Origin of the sequence: Mycolicibacter kumamotonensis (assembly GCF_002086285.1) — a bacterium.
Taxonomy (GTDB): Bacteria; Actinomycetota; Actinomycetes; order Mycobacteriales; family Mycobacteriaceae; genus Mycobacterium; species Mycobacterium kumamotonense.
Genome location: NZ_MVHU01000059.1, coordinates 1 through 17255 on the forward strand (window position 1 = coordinate 1; position 17255 = coordinate 17255).

The following is a 17255-nucleotide window of genomic DNA, read 5'->3' on the forward strand; positions in this document are numbered from 1 at the left end:
TTGGTCGTCGAGGCCGCAAGGATCCCGGCGTAGTCGTCGCGGAGCTTTTCGAGTTGATGCAGGATGCCGGTGGTGTCGTCGATGGCGACCTGCTCCAGCTCGGCGGTGTCGAAGTTGGCTTCCTGGTACATGCCGATGCGGTTGTCGATGTCTTGCAGCTGGATCTGCAGGGCGTTGATCTTCGCCGCCGCGGATTTTTGGGCCTCGGCCAGGGCGGCGGCGATGGCCTCCAGATCGGTGCCGATCGCGGTGAGTTGGGTTTGTTGCAGATGCAAGCTGGTGGTGGCGCGCTGGACTTCGGCGGAGTCGTTGATGGGGTGCTCACCGTTTTCCCGGTTCCAGGCGGCCTGGAAGCGTTGGCGGGCTTGAGCGAACGCGGCACCCGATTCGGCGGTGCATAATCCGGCGTCGTGGAAGGCGCTCGCCAGTTCGTCGATGGCGGCCGGGTTGCCGCTTTGCAGGGTGTTGTTGACCTGCCACGGGTCACCGCCGGCGGCGTCGATCAGCAGCGCCAGGTTTATGTGTCGGAGTTGCACCGAACCGCATGGCCCAACCGCGCCGCCCCGGCGTGGGCGGGTTCGCGCACACCGTGTGTATCCGCCGCCCCGCAACGCAGCATCGCCGGATCGACAAACACTCCCAGCCCCTCTCAGATCAGTCGCCAACAACCCTGACAGGACGGTCCTTCGGCGTCAATTCAGTTTGTGGTGGTTTACGAGTGCATTCGTCGTCGGCTCCCTCGACTGCGAGGTACCCACCCCAGTCCCCTACTGCGACCCGTAGTTCGAACCCGTAGCCCGCATTGGGGAAACACTGATGTAAGCGAAGAATCGGACCCCGGGGATGCCATCCGGGACGTGACCATGACACCGCCCTGGCCCGCACCACCCGCACCAATCCGAACCCGCAACTGGCTGGCCGTGACACTGGCCGCCGTCGCCGTAGTCCAACTGCAGAACGCCAAGGAAACTGGGCGGATCAGCGCCTACCGTTTGCCTACCCGCACTACCAAGATCACTGAGCCGGCGCCGGACTCACCGACAAATCCTTGGTGGATCGAGCTTAGCCATCACCGACGAATCGGCTTCGGTAGTCGCCCAGGCGAGTGGCGATCTCGTCGGGATCCAGGCCCAGGTCGGCCGGCCGGTAGTCCACCGCGCCGTAGCGACCGCGCGGGTGATCAATACGGAACTGCGTCATCGCCTCTCGAGCCCGGGTATCGAGCGGCTGGCCGGCGAGCTCATAGATCGCAGCGACGGTGCCGTCCTCATCGGCCATGAAGTCGTCGAACCGCACGTCGATGGACTGGCCCGCAGGCAACACATCGCGGTCCCGCAGGCATCCGATGAGCAGGTCCTCGGCCCGGTCGAGCCAGTAGCGCGAGATCTCGACCGGGTCGGGATGGTCGCAGGCCATCCGCGCGGCGTAGCTGATCATGGTCGCCATCGATTGCGTCACCTCGACCGGATCCCGGTGGGTGACAACAAAAATGGCGTCGGGAAAGGTGGCATACAGCGCCGGGAACTGCTCGAGGTGCTGCGGGGATTTGAGCACCCAGCGGGTCCCGCCGCGCAACCATTGCAGCGCCTGCAGGGTGCGTTTCAGGTAGGCGTAGGACGGCGTCTGGTCGTGCGCCTTGTAGTGCGCCGCGAAACTCGGCAGGTAGTAGCTGCATTCGAAGAGCATTCCCGAGATGTCATTGGCCAACAGCTGGATTTCTTCGTGCGCGTGGTCGACGGTCATGTCGTGCATGCGCTTGAACTCGGGCATCGAGGTGTTGATCAGGTCCAACCCGACGGCGCAGCGGTCTCGCCTGGCCTGCGGATCGGCTTCGCCCGGGGTGGCGACCGGCTCCAGGCTCTCCCAGTACGGCAGGTAGCGCAGCGCCGGGTCCGCGGCGATCAGGTTGTGCAGATGTGTGGTTCCGGTGCGTGGCAGCCCGCAGATGATGATCGGGCGTTCGATCTCGACATTCTCGATCTCGGGGTTGGTCGCGATGAGCTCTTCGAGCCGCAGCCGGTTGACCAGGTGGCCGGTGAGTTGCTCGAACGCCATCGCCCGCCCCACCCCGGACAGGTCAGCCTCATCGACAAACGACCCGCACAGGATTTCCAGGCGTTCCCGAAAACCGTTGTCGCCCCAGTTGTCCAGGCCGGTGCGCTCGGTGGCGGCCTGCAGCAGCGCCGCCGGTGTCAGCTGCAGCGCGGCACCGTAGCCGGCCAAGCCGTCGCGCATCGGGCCGGCGGCCTCGGGAAAGACCGGATCGGCTAGGTCGTCGAGCCGGATTGCGCCCGGCCGGGCGCCCTGGCCGCTCACGAGGCCAGGTCCGCGACGTCGACGACGCGGCAGTTCAGCGGGTCGGGGGTGGCCTCGGGCAGGAACCAGCGCAGCCAGATCAGGCCTTTCGACCGGCCGGCGGTGGATACCCAGTTGGGATGTCCGGGATCGGTGTCGCTGATCACGATCTGCCAGGACCCGTCGAGCTGGTAGCTGACCTGTGCGCCGTTGATGGTGACCCGTTCGCGGGTGTAGTCGTAGGTGTGCAGGAACGGATTCCACAGGCACAGGTTCCAGAACACGCACTCCGGGGAGATTCCCTCGATGAGCAGTGCCTGGCCCGGTTGCAGGTCATAGGCGCCCATCGCGTAGGCGGCGTCGCCGGCGGCCCAGCCGACGGTGCGGCTCGGCACCGGGTAGGGATCCTGCAGCGCATTGGCCGGTAGCCGGACCGGGGCCATGGCGGCCTGCTCGTGGATCCACGTCCGTGCCGCTCGCATCCGGCGGCTCAGGTCGGCTCGGGTGTCGACACGGCGCGGGGTGTCGTCGAGCGCTTCGATGCGCCACTGCACCCGCCGATCGGTGCGGGGCTCGGTGAGGTAGTCGCGGGTCAGGATGAACACGGCGTCGGGCTCGAGTTTGAGCCAGTTGCCCTGCCGCTCTTGCGCACTGATGATGAATTCGAAGTTGCCGTCGGCGTCGCAACCGAGGTCGCGGTCGTTGATGGTGTCGATGATGCGGTCGCTGTAGCGGCCGTCGTCGGGCCCGCCGTAGACGGTCATGGACAGATAGACCGAGTCGCCGCGGTTGCCGGTCACCCGGTAGCTGCGGCCCGGGTCGATCGGCGCCAGCTGGTAGAAGGCGTCCGAATTGTCGCCGCCCCACTTCAGGTACGGCCCGATCACGTCGACCAGGATGGGTTTGTCGGAGTCCCCCCAGATGTAGGCGTCGGCGGCGACGCGCAGCAGGCTCAACGCCCACCGGTAGCCGTCGAGGATGTCAGCTTCCTGCAGAGGCGGATCGGCGGTCAACAGCCGCTGCTCGACGGCGCGAACCTCGTCGAGCAGGTCGGCGAACGCGACCGACAACTCGTCACTCATCCCGGTCCTCCTTCTTTCTCATTCCCTGCAGCAGTAGGGAGCACAGCCTGTCGGCAGCGGCGTCGACGGTCTCGGCGGCCAGAACCTGGGCGATATAAAAACTGGTGCCCACCAACGCGTCATAGGCGATCTCGACGTCGGCGTCGGCGTCCAGTACGCCTTGGTCGATGCCGGCGCGCACCAGCTCACCGAACGCGGCGCGGGTATTCTCGTCGAGCAGCTGTTGGGTGCGGATGAACAATTCGGGGTCGCGGTGGCGATCGGCCAGGATGCCCAGCGCCGCGGCCGCCACCTCCGGCGCGCGCCAGAAGTCGAACACCCCGGCAACGAATCGGCGCAGGTCGGCGTCGAAGTCGCCGGAGCTGGCCAACACGTCGCCGACCTCGGCGGCACCGAAGACCGCGTCGAACACCAGATGGGTCTTCGACGGCCAGCGCCGGTAGACGGTGGGGCGGCTGACGTCCGCCTCGCGGGCGATCGCCTCGATGGAGACCTGGTCGTAGCCATCTTGGGCCAGCAGCCGGCGGGCGGCGTCGGTGATGGCCTGCTCGGTGCGCGGATCGCGCGGGCGTCCGCGACCGGCCGGGGCCTGGTCCGGGCTCACTGTGGCATCCGCCGTCGGCGACTCACCTCTAAACAGTTACATAACGTAACGTAATTAGTCAACGGTGGCGGGCCGCCCCGATTGCGCAGCTCAGAACGCGTAGCGGTGGTACTGCGACATGTTCGCCGCCGCCGGAATCAGCGACATCGCCTTGCCCAGCGCCCGGTAGCGACGCGGCAGTTGGGCGTAGGTGTCCGACTCGAACCAGCGCTCCCATTGCAGGAGCCGAATGCCCGGTGCCGCGCCGAGAATGTCGTCGGGTCCGTTGATCGCCCAGTGCAGCGTCGCCCCGGATCTGCGCACCACCGCGTTGGACCATTGCGACTTGATGCCCAGCCAGTTGAAAGCGTCGAACTGCAACTCCCCGCTCGGAGCATGCTCGACGGCGCGGCGCAGTAACGCCACCCCGTCCGATTCGGTGAGGTACATGGTCAGGCCTTCGCCGAGCATCAATGTCGGTCGGCCGGTGGGGATTTCGGCGAACCAGGCCGGGTCGGTGACCGAGGCCGCCAGCACGTGGTTGTGCTCCCGCTCGGGCAGTAATTGGCGGCGCAGGTCGGCGACGTCCGGGTAGTCGATGTCATACCAGTCGACTCCCGAGCCCGGTTCCAACCGGAAGTATCGACTGTCCAACCCGCAACCCAGGTGCAGCACTACGGCGTCGGGGTTGGCCGCCAGGAACTTTCCGGCCCAGATATCGAAATGCGCCGACCGGGTGGTCACCGACGGTGATCGCGCCGCGGTGATGGTGGTTCTGCTCCAGTCGTAGTCGATGCGCTTGACCACCTCTTTGGCAAGGCGGTCCCCCAGGATCGGTGCGGGCAGATCGGCGTCCAGCGCTTTGGCATACAACGTCGCGAGCATGGTCTGCGGGGCACCGCGCAGATCCACCCGCGCCTTGTCGGAGGTCATGAACTTCGAGGTTAGCGGCGTCACCGCCCGGGCGGACCGGACTGAACGCCAGGCGGCGTGGTGTTCAGTCCCCGGCCCTCAGCCATTGCCGTTCAACGGCTTTGACCAGTGCGGTCAGCGTCGCATTGACGGGGGCCTGCTCCCCCACCTGCGCGGCCGTGCGCACCACGGCACCGTTGATGACGTCGATTTCGCTGACCCGGCGGGCCTGGTGGTCCAGCAGCGCGGACGGTCTGGCATCGGGCATCTGCGCACCGAACGCCCGCACATGGGCGACCGGGTCGGCGACGGCGATGTCGATCCCGGCGGCACGTGCTACCGTCCAGGCTTCGGTAGCGGCGGCGCGGCTGACCGGTCCCATGGCCGCGTCGTCGTCGCGGACCTGTCCCACCGTCATACCCGTCAGCGCGCACGGGGCGCTGTAGGCGACGTTGCAGATCAGCTTCTCCCACTGCATGGCGGCGATATCGACGACCGCCGCCGCGTCGAATCCGGCATCAGCCCACACCCTCGCGATCGCCTGCACAGCCGAAAACGGCAGCGCCGCATAGGCGCCGAATCGGACCGCTCGCATCGCGTTATGGTGCACACGCCCGGGGCCGGGACGCGACGCCCCGAAGCCACTGGCGATACCAACCGCCACCCGCTCCGCACCGACGATGCCGGCGACGGTATCGGCCGCTCCCAAGCCGTTCTGGATAGTCAGCACCGGCGTGCGCTCGCCGAGCAGCGGTAGCGCCTGGGTGGCCCCGGCGGCGACGTCGGCGGCTTTGACCGCCAGCACCACCAGGTCCATCAGCTCGGCCGGCGCCACGGTGGCCGCCCGCAGGGCCACCACCTGGTCGGGTTGGGGTCCGCTGATTCGCAGGCCATCACCGTTGATGGCCCCGACATGCTCGGCTGACCGGTCGATAGCCAAGACGTCGTTGCCGGCCGCCGCGAGCCGACCGGCATAAATCGACCCCATGGCGCCGCATCCGATGACCGCGATCTTCATCTGCTCATCTCACCAGGTCGGCGATCGTCGCGGCCAAATCGGGCTTTTCCTCCAGCCCGAATCCCGGCGCGTCGGTGGGTGTGATGGCGCCGCCGGCCAGCGCGCACCCCGGTGAGTAGCCGCCGAAGGGTGCGAACACCCCGGGATAGGACTCGCAGCCCCCCAACCCCAGGCCCGCCGCGATGTGCAGGTTGATCAGGTGGCCGCCGTGCGGGAAGGCGTGGCCGCGGTGATAGCCGTGTGTCTCGAGCACTTCGAGCATGCGGGCGTATTCGGTGAGCCCGTAACTCAAGCCCGCATCCATCTGGAAGATATCGCGGCCCGGGCGCATGCCGCCGTAGCGCACCAGGTTGGTCACGTCGCGCACCGAGAACAAGTTCTCGCCGGTGGCAACCGCCCCGGGATAACCGGCGATCACCTCGGCGTTGAGCGTGAAATCCAGTGGGTCACCGGGTTCCTCGTACCAGCGCAGGCCATAACGGCTCAGTTGCCGCGCCCAGTCCCCGGCGGCCCCCGCCTCGAAGCGGCCGTTCGCGTCGACGGCCACCCGCGCCCCGCTGCCCACGACGTCGATCACCGCTTCGATGCGGTCGAGGTCCCCGCGCATCGATGCGCCGCCGATCTTCATCTTGACCGCGTCGTAGCCCAGGTCGAGATAGCCGCGCATCTCGGCCCGGAGCCGCTCCAGCCCGTCGCCCGGGTAGTAGTACCCCCCGGCCGCGTACACCGGCACCGCGGCGCGGACTTCTTTCCCGCCCATGTCCCGGCCGAAGTGTCGCGCGATGGTGCGGTAGGCGGGTTCGTCGGCGAGTTTGGCGTTGAGGTCCCAGCAGGCCAGTTCCAGCGCTGCCGCCGCGCCGGCCCGATCGCCATGGCCGCCGGGCTTTTCGTCGGTGAGCGCCGCGCCCAGCACCCGCGCCGGATCGATGCGCCCGGTGTCGTCGAGCAGCGATTCAGGGTCGGCGCGCAAAACCCGCGGGATCATCCGGTCGCGCAGGATGCCGCCCTGGGCGAACCGGCCGATCGAGTTGAACGCCACACCGGTCACCGGATTCCCGTGCCGGATCCGATCGCTGACCACGGCCACCAGCGACACCGTGTGCCGGGAGAAGTCCACCAGCGCATTGGCGATCTCGCCGCGCAGCGGTACCGATGTCTCGACGATCCGGGTGATGCGCATGCGTCGGGACTCCTTGTGGCTAGGGATTAATCCGCTCGCCGCAGGATAGCTTCGGCGTGCCGCAGCACCGGGGAGTCGACCATCTGCCCTTCGAACGCGAACACCCCGCGCTCGCCTTGAGCTGCGGCGAGCACCCTTCGCGCCCAGTCGACTTTGTCGGCCTCCGGGCGGTAGGCGTCGCGCACCACCGCTACCTGGGTGGGGTGGATGCACACCGTTGCGGCGAAGCCGACCGCGGCGCCGTCGAGCGCTTCGGCCTTGAGCCCGTCGAGGTCACCGATGTTGAGGTAGACGGCGTCGAGCGCCGCGCGGCCGAACGCCGACGCCGCCAGCAGCACCGTTGAGCGCGCGTGCCGGGCGAAGTCCCGATAGGTGCCGTCCGGGTGGCGGCTGGAGCCACCGCCCATGGCGGCGACCAGATCCTCGGCGCCCCACATCATCGCCACGCAGCCCTGCTGGGCGGCGATCTCGGTGGAAAACACCACACCGCGCGGAGTTTCCAGCAGCGCGACAACCTGCCGGGGCGCCAGCGCGGTCACCTGATCGGCCGACTCGGTCTTGGCCAGCATCACCGTCGTGTAGGCGGTGTCGGCCAGCGCCTCCAGGTCGCGGGCCTGATCTTCGGTGCCGGCGGGGTTGACCCGTACCACCGTGCGTTCCGGGTCAAGGGGGTTGCCCCGCAACGCCTCCCGCGCCGCCGGCCGGTCGGCGGCGGCCACCCCGTCCTCCAGGTCGAGGATCACCACGTCGGCCACCGCGGCGGCTTTGGCGAACCGCTCCGGGCGATCCGCGGGACAGAACAGCCAGGCCGGGCCGGCGGTATGCAGGTTCATGCCGACTCGCCCGCCGGCCGTTTGCGCACCAGGGTGGTGCGCACCGCACGGGCGACGACGTCGCCGTGCTGGTTGCGCCCGACGTGCTCGAGGGTCACGATGCCTTCCCCGGGGCGGCTCTTGGATTCGCGCTTGTCGGTGCAGACCGTCTCGGCGTAGAGGGTGTCGCCGTGAAACACCGGCTTGGGAAACGACACCTCCGAGAAGCCCAGGTTGGCCACGATGGTGCCCAGCGTCAGTTGCGCCACCGACAGACCGACGAGCGTGGAGAGGGTGAACATCGAATTCACCAGGCGCTCACCACGAAAGCCGGGCTGCTCTGCCGCCCAGGCCGCATCCAGATGCAGCGACTGGGTGTTCATGGTCAGCGTGGTGAACAGCACGTTGTCGGCCTCGGTGACGGTGCGCCCGGGCCGGTGGGCGTAGGTGGTGCCGATTTCGTACTCCTCGAACCACAGCCCGCGCTGCTCGACGGTCTTACCCACTGCGCTTCCCCTCTCGTCGGCCCAACCTCATGACAGCCCCAGCGAACGCGCGATCAGCATCAGCTGCACTTCGGTGGTGCCCTCACCGATCTCCAGGATCTTGCTGTCGCGGTAGTGCCGGGCCACCGGATATTCGTTGATGAAGCCGTAGCCGCCGTGGATCTGGGTGGCGTCGCGGGCGTTGTCCATCGCCGCCTCCGAGGAGATCATCTTGGCGATCGCCGCCTCCTTCTTGAACGGCTTGCCCGCCAGCATCTTCGCGACGGCGTCGTAGTAGGCGGTGCGGGCGACGTGGGCGCGGGCCTCCATCCGGGCGATCTTGAAGCTGATCGCCTGATAGGAGCCGATCGTCTTACCGAACGACTCCCGTTCGCCGGCGTACTTGACACTTTCGTCGACGCAGCCTTGGGCCACGCCGGTGGCCACCGCGGCGATCGCGATGCGGCCCTCGTCCAGGATCGACAGGAAGTTGGCATAACCCCGGCCTTCTTCCCCGAGCAGGTTCCCCTGCGGAACGCGGGCGTCGGTGAAGGTCAGCGGGTGGGTGTCCGAGGCGTTCCAGCCCACCTTGTTGTACGCCGGCTCCACGGTGAAACCCGGTGTGCCGGAAGGGACGATGATCGTGGAGATCTCTTTCTTGCCGTCCGGCCGGGTGCCGGTGACGGCGGTGACGGTCACCAGCGAAGTGATGTCGGTTCCGGAGTTGGTGATGAACTGCTTGGCACCGTTGATGACCCAGTCACTGCCGTCTCGCCGGGCGGTGGTGCGGGTGCCGCCGGCATCCGATCCCGCGCCGGGCTCGGTCAGGCCGAAGCCGGCCAGCGCACGGCCGGCGACCAGATCCGGCAGCCAGGTCTGCTTCTGTTCTTCGGTGCCGAACCGGTAGATCGGCATCGCGCCGAGGCCCACCCCGGCCTCCAGGGTCATCGCCACCGACTGGTCGACCTTGCCGAGCTCCTCCAGCGCGAGTGTCAGCGCGAAGAAGTCGCCGCCCATGCCGCCGTACTCTTCGGGGAACGGCAGCCCGAACAACCCCATCTCGCCCATCTTGGCGATCACTTCGTAGGGGAAGCTGTGCTCCTCGTCGTGCTTGGCGGACACCGGAGCCACCACGGTGCGAGCGAACTCCGCGACCGTGTCACGCAGGTCCTGGTATTCCTTCGGCAGCACTCCTGCCGTGATCGTCGTCATTACGCTTCTTCCTCACTCGACTCGGGAACCAGCCGGGCCAGGATCTGATCCACCTTCACCTGATCGCCCACCGACACCATTACCTCCACCCGGCCGCTGATCGGCGCGGTCAGGGTGTGTTCCATCTTCATCGCCTCCACCACGACGACTGGTTCGCCTTCCTGGACAGGCGAATCCGACGCGACGCTGACCGCGATCACGCTGCCTGGCATCGGGCTGAGAACCTCGGCGCTGCGCGGGCCGCCGCCGCGATGCACCCGGACCACTTCGGCTTCGCGCAGGTGCCAGCAGCCGCGCTCGTCGGCGATCCAGAGCTGACCGTCCTCCTCGGCGAACGCATACCCGCGGCGACGGCCGGCCAGCGTCACCATCATCCGGCCACCTTCGACGTCGATGCTGCCGCTGTGGATCTCGCCATCGCCGACCTGCACCCGTGCGTCGGCCGGAAGTCCCCAGACCGACACCGTCTCCGAGCGCAGCGGGGTGCGCATTTCGGTACGCACCGGTGCCGGCGCGCCGATTCGCCAGCCGCTCGGAGCGTCCCACAGCGATGCCTGCCCGGACAGCGTCCATTGCCGGTACAGACCGCCTGCGGCCAGCACATCATCGGGTGCGGGCGCCGGGGCGAAGTCCGCCGACCGGGTGTCCAGCAGTTCGGTGTCCAGGTCGGCCGCCACCACCCTGGAGTCGGCAAGCAGGAAGCGGAGGAACTCTACGTTGGTCTGCACTCCCAACACCGCGGTCTGGCCCAGTGCCGCATCGAGTCGCGCCAAGGCCTGCGCCCGGTCGGAGCCGTGGGCGATCACCTTGGACAGCATCGGGTCGTAGTCGCTGCCGACCACGGTGCCGGCCTGCAGCGACGAGTCCACCCGCACCCCCGGGGCGGTGGGCTCGTGTACCGCCAACACCCGCCCGCCGGTGGGCAAAAAGCCGCGGGCCGGGTCTTCGGCATACACCCGGGCCTCGATTGCGTGCCCGCTCAACGTGATCTCGTCTTGGGCGAACGGAAGTTTCTCGCCAGCGGCCACCCGAAGCTGCCACTCGACGAGGTCCAGACCGGTGACCGCTTCGGTGACCGGGTGCTCCACCTGCAGTCGGGTGTTCATCTCCATGAAGAAGAACTCATCCGGACTGTCCGCGGAGACGATGAACTCCACGGTGCCGGCGCCGACATAGTCCACGCTGCGGGCGGTGTTGCAGGCCGCGGCCCCGATCCGGGCCCGGGTGGCGGCGTCCAGCAGCGGCGACGGTGCCTCCTCGATGACCTTCTGGTGGCGCCGCTGCAGGCTGCATTCCCGTTCGCCGAGGTGCACCACGTTCCCCTGGCCGTCGGCGAGCACCTGAACCTCGATGTGTCGGGGCCGCAAGACGAATCGCTCCAAGAACAGGGTGTCGTCGCCGAACGCCGAGGCCGCCTCGCGTCGCGCGGTAATCAGTGCTGCGCGCAGCGCGGCGGGATCCTCGACCAGGTGCATGCCTTTGCCGCCGCCACCCGCCGAGGGCTTGATCAGCACCGGGTAGCCGATCTCGGTAGCCGCCGCGGTCAGTTCGTCGTCGGTCAGGCCCGGTTTGGCCAGCCCTGGGACCACCGGCACATCAAAGGCCGAGACGGTCTGTTTCGCCGAGATCTTGTCGCCCATCACCTCGATCGCGCGGGCCGGTGGCCCGATGAACACCACCCCGGCCTTCTCGCAGGCGGCCGCGAAACCGGCGTTCTCGGAGAGGAATCCGTAGCCGGGATGAATCGCCTGCGCGCCGGTGGCCGCCGCGGCCTCGAGCACCTTGGGTATCGACAGATAGCTGTCCAGCACCGGCGCCGGCCCCAGCCGCACCGCGATGTCGGCTTCGCGCACGTGCCGCGCCCCGGCATCGGCGTCGCTGTAGACGGCCACCGACCGAATTCCCATCCGGCGCAGCGTGCGGATCACCCGCACCGCGATCTCACCGCGATTGGCTATCAAAACGGTTTCAAACATCGCCACTCACATCCGGAAAACGCCGTAAGAGACCGGGTCCAGTGGCGCATTCGAGCAGACCGAAAGCGCTAGGCCCAGCACTGTTCTGGTGTCGGCCGGGTCGATGATCCCGTCGTCCCACAACCGCGCGGTCGAGTAGTACGGGTTGCCCTGGACCTCGTATTGGTCGCGGATCGGCGCCTTGAACGCTTCCTCGTCGGCGGGCGACCACGGCTTGCCCGCGGCCTCGAGTTGTTCCCCGCGGACCGTGGCGAGCACCGATGCCGCCTGTTCGCCACCCATCACCGAGATCCGGGCGTTGGGCCACATCCACAGAAACCGCGGCGAATACGCCCGGCCACACATGGAATAGTTGCCCGCTCCGTAGGATCCGCCGATCACCACCGTCAGTTTGGGTACCCGCGCACACGCGACCGCGGTGACCATCTTGGCGCCGTGCTTGGCGATACCCCCGGCTTCATAGTCGCGGCCGACCATGAAGCCGGCGATGTTCTGCAGGAACACCAGCGGGATGCTGCGCTTGTCACACAGTTCGATGAAATGCGCGCCCTTGAGGGCCGATTCGCCGAACAGCACCCCGTTGTTGGCGATGATTCCCACCGGGTGGCCGTGAATGCGCGCGAACGCCGTCACCAGCGTCTTGCCGTACTCCGCCTTGAACTCGCTGAACTCGCTGCCGTCGACGACGCGCTCGATCACCTGCCGCACGTCATACGGCACCCGCGGGTCCGGTGGCACCACGTCGTAGAGCTCGGCAGGGTCATGGCGGGGCTCTACTGAACTGCTGATCTGCCACGGACTTTCGTGGCGCGGCCCGAAGGTCGCCGCGATCTGCCGGACGATGCGCAACGCGTGTTCGTCGTCGTCGGCCAGATAGTCGGTCACGCCGGAGACCTTGGAGTGCAGATCGCCGCCGCCGAGTTCTTCGGCGGTCACCACCTCGCCGGTGGCCGCCTTCACCAGCGGCGGGCCGCCGAGGAAGATCGTGCCCTGCTCGCGCACGATGACGGCCTCGTCGCTCATGGCGGGCACGTAGGCGCCGCCGGCGGTGCATGAGCCGAGCACGGCGGCGATCTGCGGGATGCCCTGCGCACTCATGGTCGCCTGGTTGTAGAAGATGCGGCCGAAGTGCTCGCGGTCCGGGAACACCTCGTCCTGGCGGGGCAGGAACGCACCGCCGGAGTCCACCAGGTAAATGCAGGGCAGCTGATTATTCAGTGCGACTTCCTGGGCGCGCAGGTGCTTTTTGACGGTGATCGGGTAGTAGGTGCCGCCCTTGACGGTGGCGTCGTTGGCGACGACCACACATTCCCGCCCGGAGACCCGCCCGATCCCGGTGATGATGCCGGCGCCGGGGCACTCGTCGTCGTACATGCCATCGGCGGCCAGTGGAGCCAGCTCAAGAAACGGGCTGCCCGGATCCAGCAGCCGGTCGACTCGGTCGCGCGGCAACAGTTTGCCCCGCGCCACGTGGCGCTGCCGGGAATGCTCACTGCCGCCGAGTGCCGCGTTCGCCAGCTTGGTGTTGAGTTCGTCGACCAGGCGCCGGTGCTCGTCGGCGAATGTGGGTGCCGTCATGACAGTTTCGACAGGTTCAGCGGTGCTGCGGTTTTCGCGACGACCTCGTCCACGGTGACGCCCGGCGCGGTCTCGACCAGCTGCAGACCTTCGTCGGTGACGTCGATGACGGCCAGGTCGGTGATGATGCGATCGACGCATCGGGCGCCGGTGAGCGGCAGGGTGCACTCTTCGACGATTTTGGCGCTGCCGTCCTTGGCCGCGTGTTCCATCATCACGATGACGCGGCGCGCCCCGTGCACCAGGTCCATCGCCCCGCCCATGCCCTTGATCATCTTGCCGGGGATCATCCAGTTGGCCAGGTCGCCGGCCGCTGAAACCTGCATGGCGCCAAGGACCGCCACATCGAGGTGGCCGCCGCGGATCACCCCGAACGAGGCCGACGACGAGAAGAACGACGCCCCGGGCAAGGTGGTGACCGTTTCTTTGCCCGCGTTGATCAGGTCTGCGTCGATATCCTCGCGGCGCGGGTACGGCCCGACGCCGAGGATCCCGTTCTCCGAATGCAGCACCACGCTCACGCCGTCGGGAATGTGGTTGGGAATCAGGGTGGGCAGTCCGATGCCGAGGTTGACGTACTGTCCGTCTTCCAACTCGGCGGCCACCCGTGCGGCCAGTTCGTCCCTGGTGAGTGTCATGGCTGGCGCACCGTCTCCCGCTCGATTCGCTTGATCGGATTGGGTATGTGCACCACCCGGTGCACGTGGACCCCGGGCGTGTGCACCTGCGCCGGATCGATCTCGCCCGGCTCGACGAGGTGCTCGACCTCGGCGATCGTGATGCGCCCGGCCGCGGCGCAGTCCGGGTTGAAGTTGGCGGCGGCCGCGCGGTAGACGAGGTTTCCGTGTCGATCGCCCTTCCAGGCGTGCACCAGCGCGAAGTCGGTGCGGATCGCCCGCTCCAGGACGTAGGTACGTCCGTCGAACTCTCGGGTCTCCTTCGGCGGTGAGGCCACCGCCACCCCACCGGCCCCGTCATAGCGCCACGGCAGGCCGCCGTCGGCCACCTGGGTGCCCACCCCGGTCGGCGTGTAGAACGCCGGAATCCCGGCGCCGCCTGCGCGCAGCCGCTCGGCGAGAGTGCCCTGCGGGGTCAGCTCCACCTCGAGCTCGCCGGACAGGAACTGCCGGGCGAATTCCTTGTTCTCCCCCACATAGGAGCTGACCGTACGCCGGATCCGCTTGTGCTCCAACAGCACTCCCAGACCGACGCCGTCCACGCCGCAGTTGTTCGAAACCGTCTCCAGATCGGTGACACCGAGCGCCAGCACCGCGTCGATCAGCGCCTCCGGTATGCCGCACAGCCCGAACCCGCCCACCGCCAGTGACGCACCGTCGGTCACGTCGGCCACGGCTTCTGCTGCCGTTCCCACGACCTTGTCGATCGCCACGGGCACCTCCTCGTTTTCAGTTAATGTTGATTAACTGACGTCAGAGAATACCATTCTCACGACGCCCTGTCAGCCACCGCGCAGATGCGCTATCGCCTGCCGGCGCATCTCGTCCTTGCGGACCTTTCCGGTGACCGTCATCGGGAACTCCTCGACCACCCGCAGGTAGCGCGGCACCTTGAAGTGCGCCAGCCGGCCCGCGCAGAATTCCCGCAGCGCCTCAACGCTCAGCGGCGCCGCACCGGCGCGCATCATCACCACCGCCATCAGTTCCTCGCCGTAGGTTTCGTCGGGCACGCCGACGACCTGGGCGTCGAGGATGTCGGGGTGGGTGTGCAGAAACTCCTCGATCTCGCGCGGGTAGATGTTCTCCCCGCCGCGGATCACCATGTCCTTGATCCGTCCGGTGATCCGCACGTAGCCGTCGTCGTCCATGACGGCCAGATCCCCGCTGTGCATCCAGCCGTCGGCGTCGATGGCCGCCGCGGTCTTAGCCGGGTCGTTCCAGTAGCCGGTCATCACCGAATAGCCGCGGGTGCAGAACTCGCCGACTTCCCCTCGCTGCACGGTGTGCCCGGTGCCGGGGTCGGTCAACTTGATCTCCAGGTGCGGACCCACCCGCCCAACCGTCTCGACCCGCTGCGCCAGGGAATCCTCGGCGCGGGTCTGGGTCGACACCGGGGAGGTCTCGGTCATGCCGTAGCAGATCGCGACCTCTCTCATGTGCATGTCGTCGATCACCCGCCGCATCACCTGCACCGGACACGGCGAGCCCGCCATGATCCCGGTGCGCAGGCTGGTGAGGTCGTAGCGGCCGAAGTCGGGCAGACCGAGCTCGGCGATGAACATGGTGGGCACCCCGTACAGGCTGGTGCACGCCTCGGCCTGCACGGCGCGCAGCGTGGCCGCCGGGTCGAATCCAGGTGCCGGGATGATGATGGCCGCACCGTGACTGGTCGCCGCCAGGTTCCCCATCACCATCCCGAAGCAGTGGTAGAAGGGCACCGGCAGGCAGACCCGGTCCTGCTCGGTGTAGCCCAGCAACTCCCCGACCAGGTAGCCGTTGTTGAGGATATTGTGGTGGCTCAGCATCGCGCCCTTGGGGTAACCCGTTGTGCCCGAGGTGTATTGGATGTCGATCGGATCATGGGTATGCACTTCGGCGGCCGCCCGACTCAGGGCTGCGGCGTCGACGGCAGTGCCCGCCAGCTCGTGCCACCGGGCGCTGTCGATGAACACCACCTCACGCAGTTCCGGGCACTCGGATGCCGCCTCCTGCAGCAGCGCAACGTAATCGGAGGTCTTGAAACGCGACGCCGAGACGACCATCGCGGCCCCGGACTGCTTGAGCGCATAAGCCAGCTCGTGGGAGCGGTAGGCGGGATTGAGGTTGACCAGCACGGCGCCGATCTCGGCCGAGGCGTACTGCGTCAGCACCCATTCGGCGCAGTTGGGCGCCCAGATCCCCACGCGGTCCCCGGCGCTGATACCGGCCTGCAAAAGGCCGCTGGCCAGCCGGCGCACATCGGCCGACAGCTCGGCGTAGCTCCAGCGCCGGCCCGAGGCGACCTCGACCAGCGCATCACGATCGGGGTACGCGCTCGCGGTGGCAGCGAGATCGGCACCGATGGTCGTCTCCAACAGCGCGGGTCGGGTTTCGCCGCGGGCGTAGGACAAATCGCGACGTGCCGCGGGTCCCGCCGTTGCCATCAGGCCTCCACCGGTCTCGCCCGAAGTCGGGTCGACCCCGAGGCGATGGGTGCTACGTTAGTGACCATTAACTCAGCTGTCCATGATGAGCGGAGGCGTGATGGCGGCATCCGCTCCGCCCGGCGCGGCGGGAAGTGACGAACCGGCCAACCGCCGCAGCCGATTGAAGTATGACCGGCGCACCCAGTTGCTCGCGGCCGCCGAGCGCCTCTTCGCCCAGCGCGGCTATCTCGCGGTGCGGTTGGAGGACATCGGTGCCGCCGCCGGCGTCAGCGGCCCGGCGATCTATCGCCACTTCCCTAACAAGGAAGCACTTCTCGTCGAATTGCTGGTCGGTATCAGCACCCGGCTGCTCGCCGGGGCGCGCGCCGTCGAATCGGGCGGACACAGCCCCGAACAAGTGCTGGACGGCCTGGTCGAGTTTCATCTCGATTTCGCGTTCGGCGAGCCGGACCTGATCCGGATTCAAGACCGCGACCTGGCGCATCTGCCGGCCGGGGCGCAACGTCAGGTGCGCAGCGCCCAGCGTCAGTACGTCGAGGTCTGGGTAGGTGTGCTGTGCGCGCGCTACCCCGGCCTGGCCGAGGCCGACGCCCGATTGATGGCCCACGCGGTGTTCGGCCTGCTGAACTCGACGCCCTACAGCATGAAGCCCGCGGGAACCAAGCCGGCGGCCCCCGAGCGCTCCCGAGCGGTGTTGCGGGCGATGACGATCAGCGCGCTGGGTGCTCCCGTCATTTGACTGAGCTCGGCGACGTCGCGGTCGCGGACGGCCCGGCGCAGGTACCCTGCAACCCATGAGGTGGGTATGACCGATCCGTATGGACCCACGGGTTCCGATCAGCCCTGGCAGCGCAACGGGGGCAACGAACCGTCGAGCTTCGGCAATCCGCCACACGTCGATCCGGCCTACGCGGGACAGCTTCCGTCGTACCCGGCGGGCTATCCGCCGCAGCCCCCCAACCCGACCGCCCCCCTGCCGCGGGCGGCCGGGGGCGGGGGGGGGTAGCCCGGTGGCGCGG

General features: G+C 67.9%; 16 protein-coding genes. 1 reads left to right on the top strand and 15 read right to left on the bottom strand.

Annotation, left to right across the window (positions count from 1 at the left end):
• The 15 genes from BST28_RS22000 to BST28_RS22070 all read right to left on the bottom strand — a co-directional run.
• Positions 1–536, bottom strand: a 536-nt coding sequence (locus BST28_RS22000; RefSeq protein ID WP_474630501.1) for a putative alpha/beta hydrolase, incomplete at its 3' end; no start/stop codon positions are given.
• A gap of 526 nt (positions 537–1062) precedes the next feature.
• Positions 1063–2316: a sulfotransferase family protein gene (locus tag BST28_RS22005; RefSeq protein WP_083083089.1), complete on the bottom strand. Its 1254-nt coding sequence runs from the start codon at positions 2314–2316 to the stop codon at positions 1063–1065.
• Complete coding sequence (locus BST28_RS22010; RefSeq protein ID WP_083083091.1) at positions 2313–3377, bottom strand: DUF1214 domain-containing protein; 1065 nt, start codon at positions 3375–3377, stop codon at positions 2313–2315. The genes BST28_RS22005 and BST28_RS22010 overlap by 4 nt, the downstream gene beginning before the upstream one ends.
• Complete coding sequence (locus BST28_RS22015; RefSeq protein ID WP_019734673.1) at positions 3370–3981, bottom strand: TetR/AcrR family transcriptional regulator; 612 nt, start codon at positions 3979–3981, stop codon at positions 3370–3372. Before BST28_RS22015 ends, BST28_RS22010 begins: the two co-directional genes overlap by 8 nt.
• A 90-nt stretch (positions 3982–4071) precedes the next feature.
• Complete coding sequence (locus BST28_RS22020) at positions 4072–4893, bottom strand: class I SAM-dependent methyltransferase (protein WP_083083093.1); 822 nt, start codon at positions 4891–4893, stop codon at positions 4072–4074.
• A gap of 64 nt (positions 4894–4957) precedes the next feature.
• Positions 4958–5890, bottom strand: coding sequence for a ketopantoate reductase family protein (locus BST28_RS22025; protein ID WP_083083094.1), 933 nt, complete (start codon positions 5888–5890; stop codon positions 4958–4960).
• 4 nt (positions 5891–5894) lie between these two features.
• Positions 5895–7070 (bottom strand): enolase C-terminal domain-like protein, encoded by a 1176-nt coding sequence (locus tag BST28_RS22030; RefSeq protein ID WP_083083096.1) that lies wholly within the window; start codon positions 7068–7070, stop codon positions 5895–5897.
• A gap of 26 nt (positions 7071–7096) precedes the next feature.
• Positions 7097–7903 (bottom strand): HpcH/HpaI aldolase/citrate lyase family protein, encoded by an 807-nt coding sequence (locus tag BST28_RS22035; RefSeq protein WP_065289581.1) that lies wholly within the window; start codon positions 7901–7903, stop codon positions 7097–7099.
• A complete protein-coding gene (locus BST28_RS22040; protein ID WP_013828342.1) occupies positions 7900–8388 on the bottom strand; it encodes a MaoC family dehydratase in 489 nt (162 codons plus the stop codon). The genes BST28_RS22035 and BST28_RS22040 overlap by 4 nt, the downstream gene beginning before the upstream one ends.
• 27 nt (positions 8389–8415) lie before the next feature.
• Positions 8416–9579 carry an acyl-CoA dehydrogenase family protein gene (locus BST28_RS22045; RefSeq protein WP_083083098.1) on the bottom strand — a complete coding sequence of 388 codons (1164 nt, stop codon included), beginning with the start codon at positions 9577–9579 and terminating at the stop codon, positions 8416–8418.
• On the bottom strand, positions 9579–11555 hold the full coding sequence (locus BST28_RS22050; RefSeq protein ID WP_083083102.1) for an acetyl/propionyl/methylcrotonyl-CoA carboxylase subunit alpha: 1977 nt from the start codon (positions 11553–11555) through the stop codon (positions 9579–9581). The genes BST28_RS22045 and BST28_RS22050 overlap by 1 nt, the downstream gene beginning before the upstream one ends.
• Positions 11556–11561: 6 nt before the next feature.
• On the bottom strand, positions 11562–13133 hold the full coding sequence (locus tag BST28_RS22055) for a carboxyl transferase domain-containing protein (RefSeq protein ID WP_083083099.1): 1572 nt from the start codon (positions 13131–13133) through the stop codon (positions 11562–11564).
• The gene (locus tag BST28_RS22060) at positions 13130–13771 is read right to left on the bottom strand and encodes a 3-oxoacid CoA-transferase subunit B (RefSeq protein WP_065289584.1); all 642 of its coding nucleotides are present in this window, start codon (positions 13769–13771) and stop codon (positions 13130–13132) included. The genes BST28_RS22055 and BST28_RS22060 overlap by 4 nt, the downstream gene beginning before the upstream one ends.
• Positions 13768–14517, bottom strand: a complete 750-nt coding sequence (locus BST28_RS22065) for a CoA transferase subunit A (protein WP_083083103.1) — start codon at positions 14515–14517, stop codon at positions 13768–13770. Before BST28_RS22065 ends, BST28_RS22060 begins: the two co-directional genes overlap by 4 nt.
• A gap of 75 nt (positions 14518–14592) precedes the next feature.
• Entirely contained in the window at positions 14593–16233 is a 1641-nt protein-coding gene (locus tag BST28_RS22070) for an AMP-binding protein (RefSeq protein WP_083083100.1), read from the bottom strand.
• Positions 16234–16333: 100 nt separating this feature from the next.
• On the opposite strand from BST28_RS22070, the gene BST28_RS22075 reads away from it, so the two are divergent.
• Positions 16334–16975, top strand: a complete 642-nt coding sequence (locus BST28_RS22075; RefSeq protein WP_083083101.1) for an SACE_7040 family transcriptional regulator — start codon at positions 16334–16336, stop codon at positions 16973–16975.
• Positions 16976–17255 lie beyond the last annotated feature (280 nt).

Bases quoted from the DNA above. Each gene is read 5' to 3' on its own strand.
- BST28_RS22020 (WP_083083093.1), bottom strand. From the start codon at position 4,893: ATGACCTCCGACAAGGCGCGGGTGGATCTGCGCGGTGCCCCGCAGACC.
- BST28_RS22035 (WP_065289581.1), bottom strand. From the start codon at position 7,903: ATGAACCTGCATACCGCCGGCCCGGCCTGGCTGTTCTGTCCCGCGGAT.
- BST28_RS22030 (WP_083083096.1), bottom strand. From the start codon at position 7,070: ATGCGCATCACCCGGATCGTCGAGACATCGGTACCGCTGCGCGGCGAG.
- BST28_RS22045 (WP_083083098.1), bottom strand. From the start codon at position 9,579: ATGACGACGATCACGGCAGGAGTGCTGCCGAAGGAATACCAGGACCTG.
- BST28_RS22050 (WP_083083102.1), bottom strand. From the start codon at position 11,555: ATGTTTGAAACCGTTTTGATAGCCAATCGCGGTGAGATCGCGGTGCGG.
- BST28_RS22025 (WP_083083094.1), bottom strand. From the start codon at position 5,890: ATGAAGATCGCGGTCATCGGATGCGGCGCCATGGGGTCGATTTATGCC.
- BST28_RS22010 (WP_083083091.1), bottom strand. From the start codon at position 3,377: ATGAGTGACGAGTTGTCGGTCGCGTTCGCCGACCTGCTCGACGAGGTT.
- BST28_RS22070 (WP_083083100.1), bottom strand. From the start codon at position 16,233: ATGGCAACGGCGGGACCCGCGGCACGTCGCGATTTGTCCTACGCCCGC.
- BST28_RS22060 (WP_065289584.1), bottom strand. From the start codon at position 13,771: ATGACACTCACCAGGGACGAACTGGCCGCACGGGTGGCCGCCGAGTTG.
- BST28_RS22075 (WP_083083101.1), top strand. From the start codon at position 16,334: ATGGCGGCATCCGCTCCGCCCGGCGCGGCGGGAAGTGACGAACCGGCC.
- BST28_RS22055 (WP_083083099.1), bottom strand. From the start codon at position 13,133: ATGACGGCACCCACATTCGCCGACGAGCACCGGCGCCTGGTCGACGAA.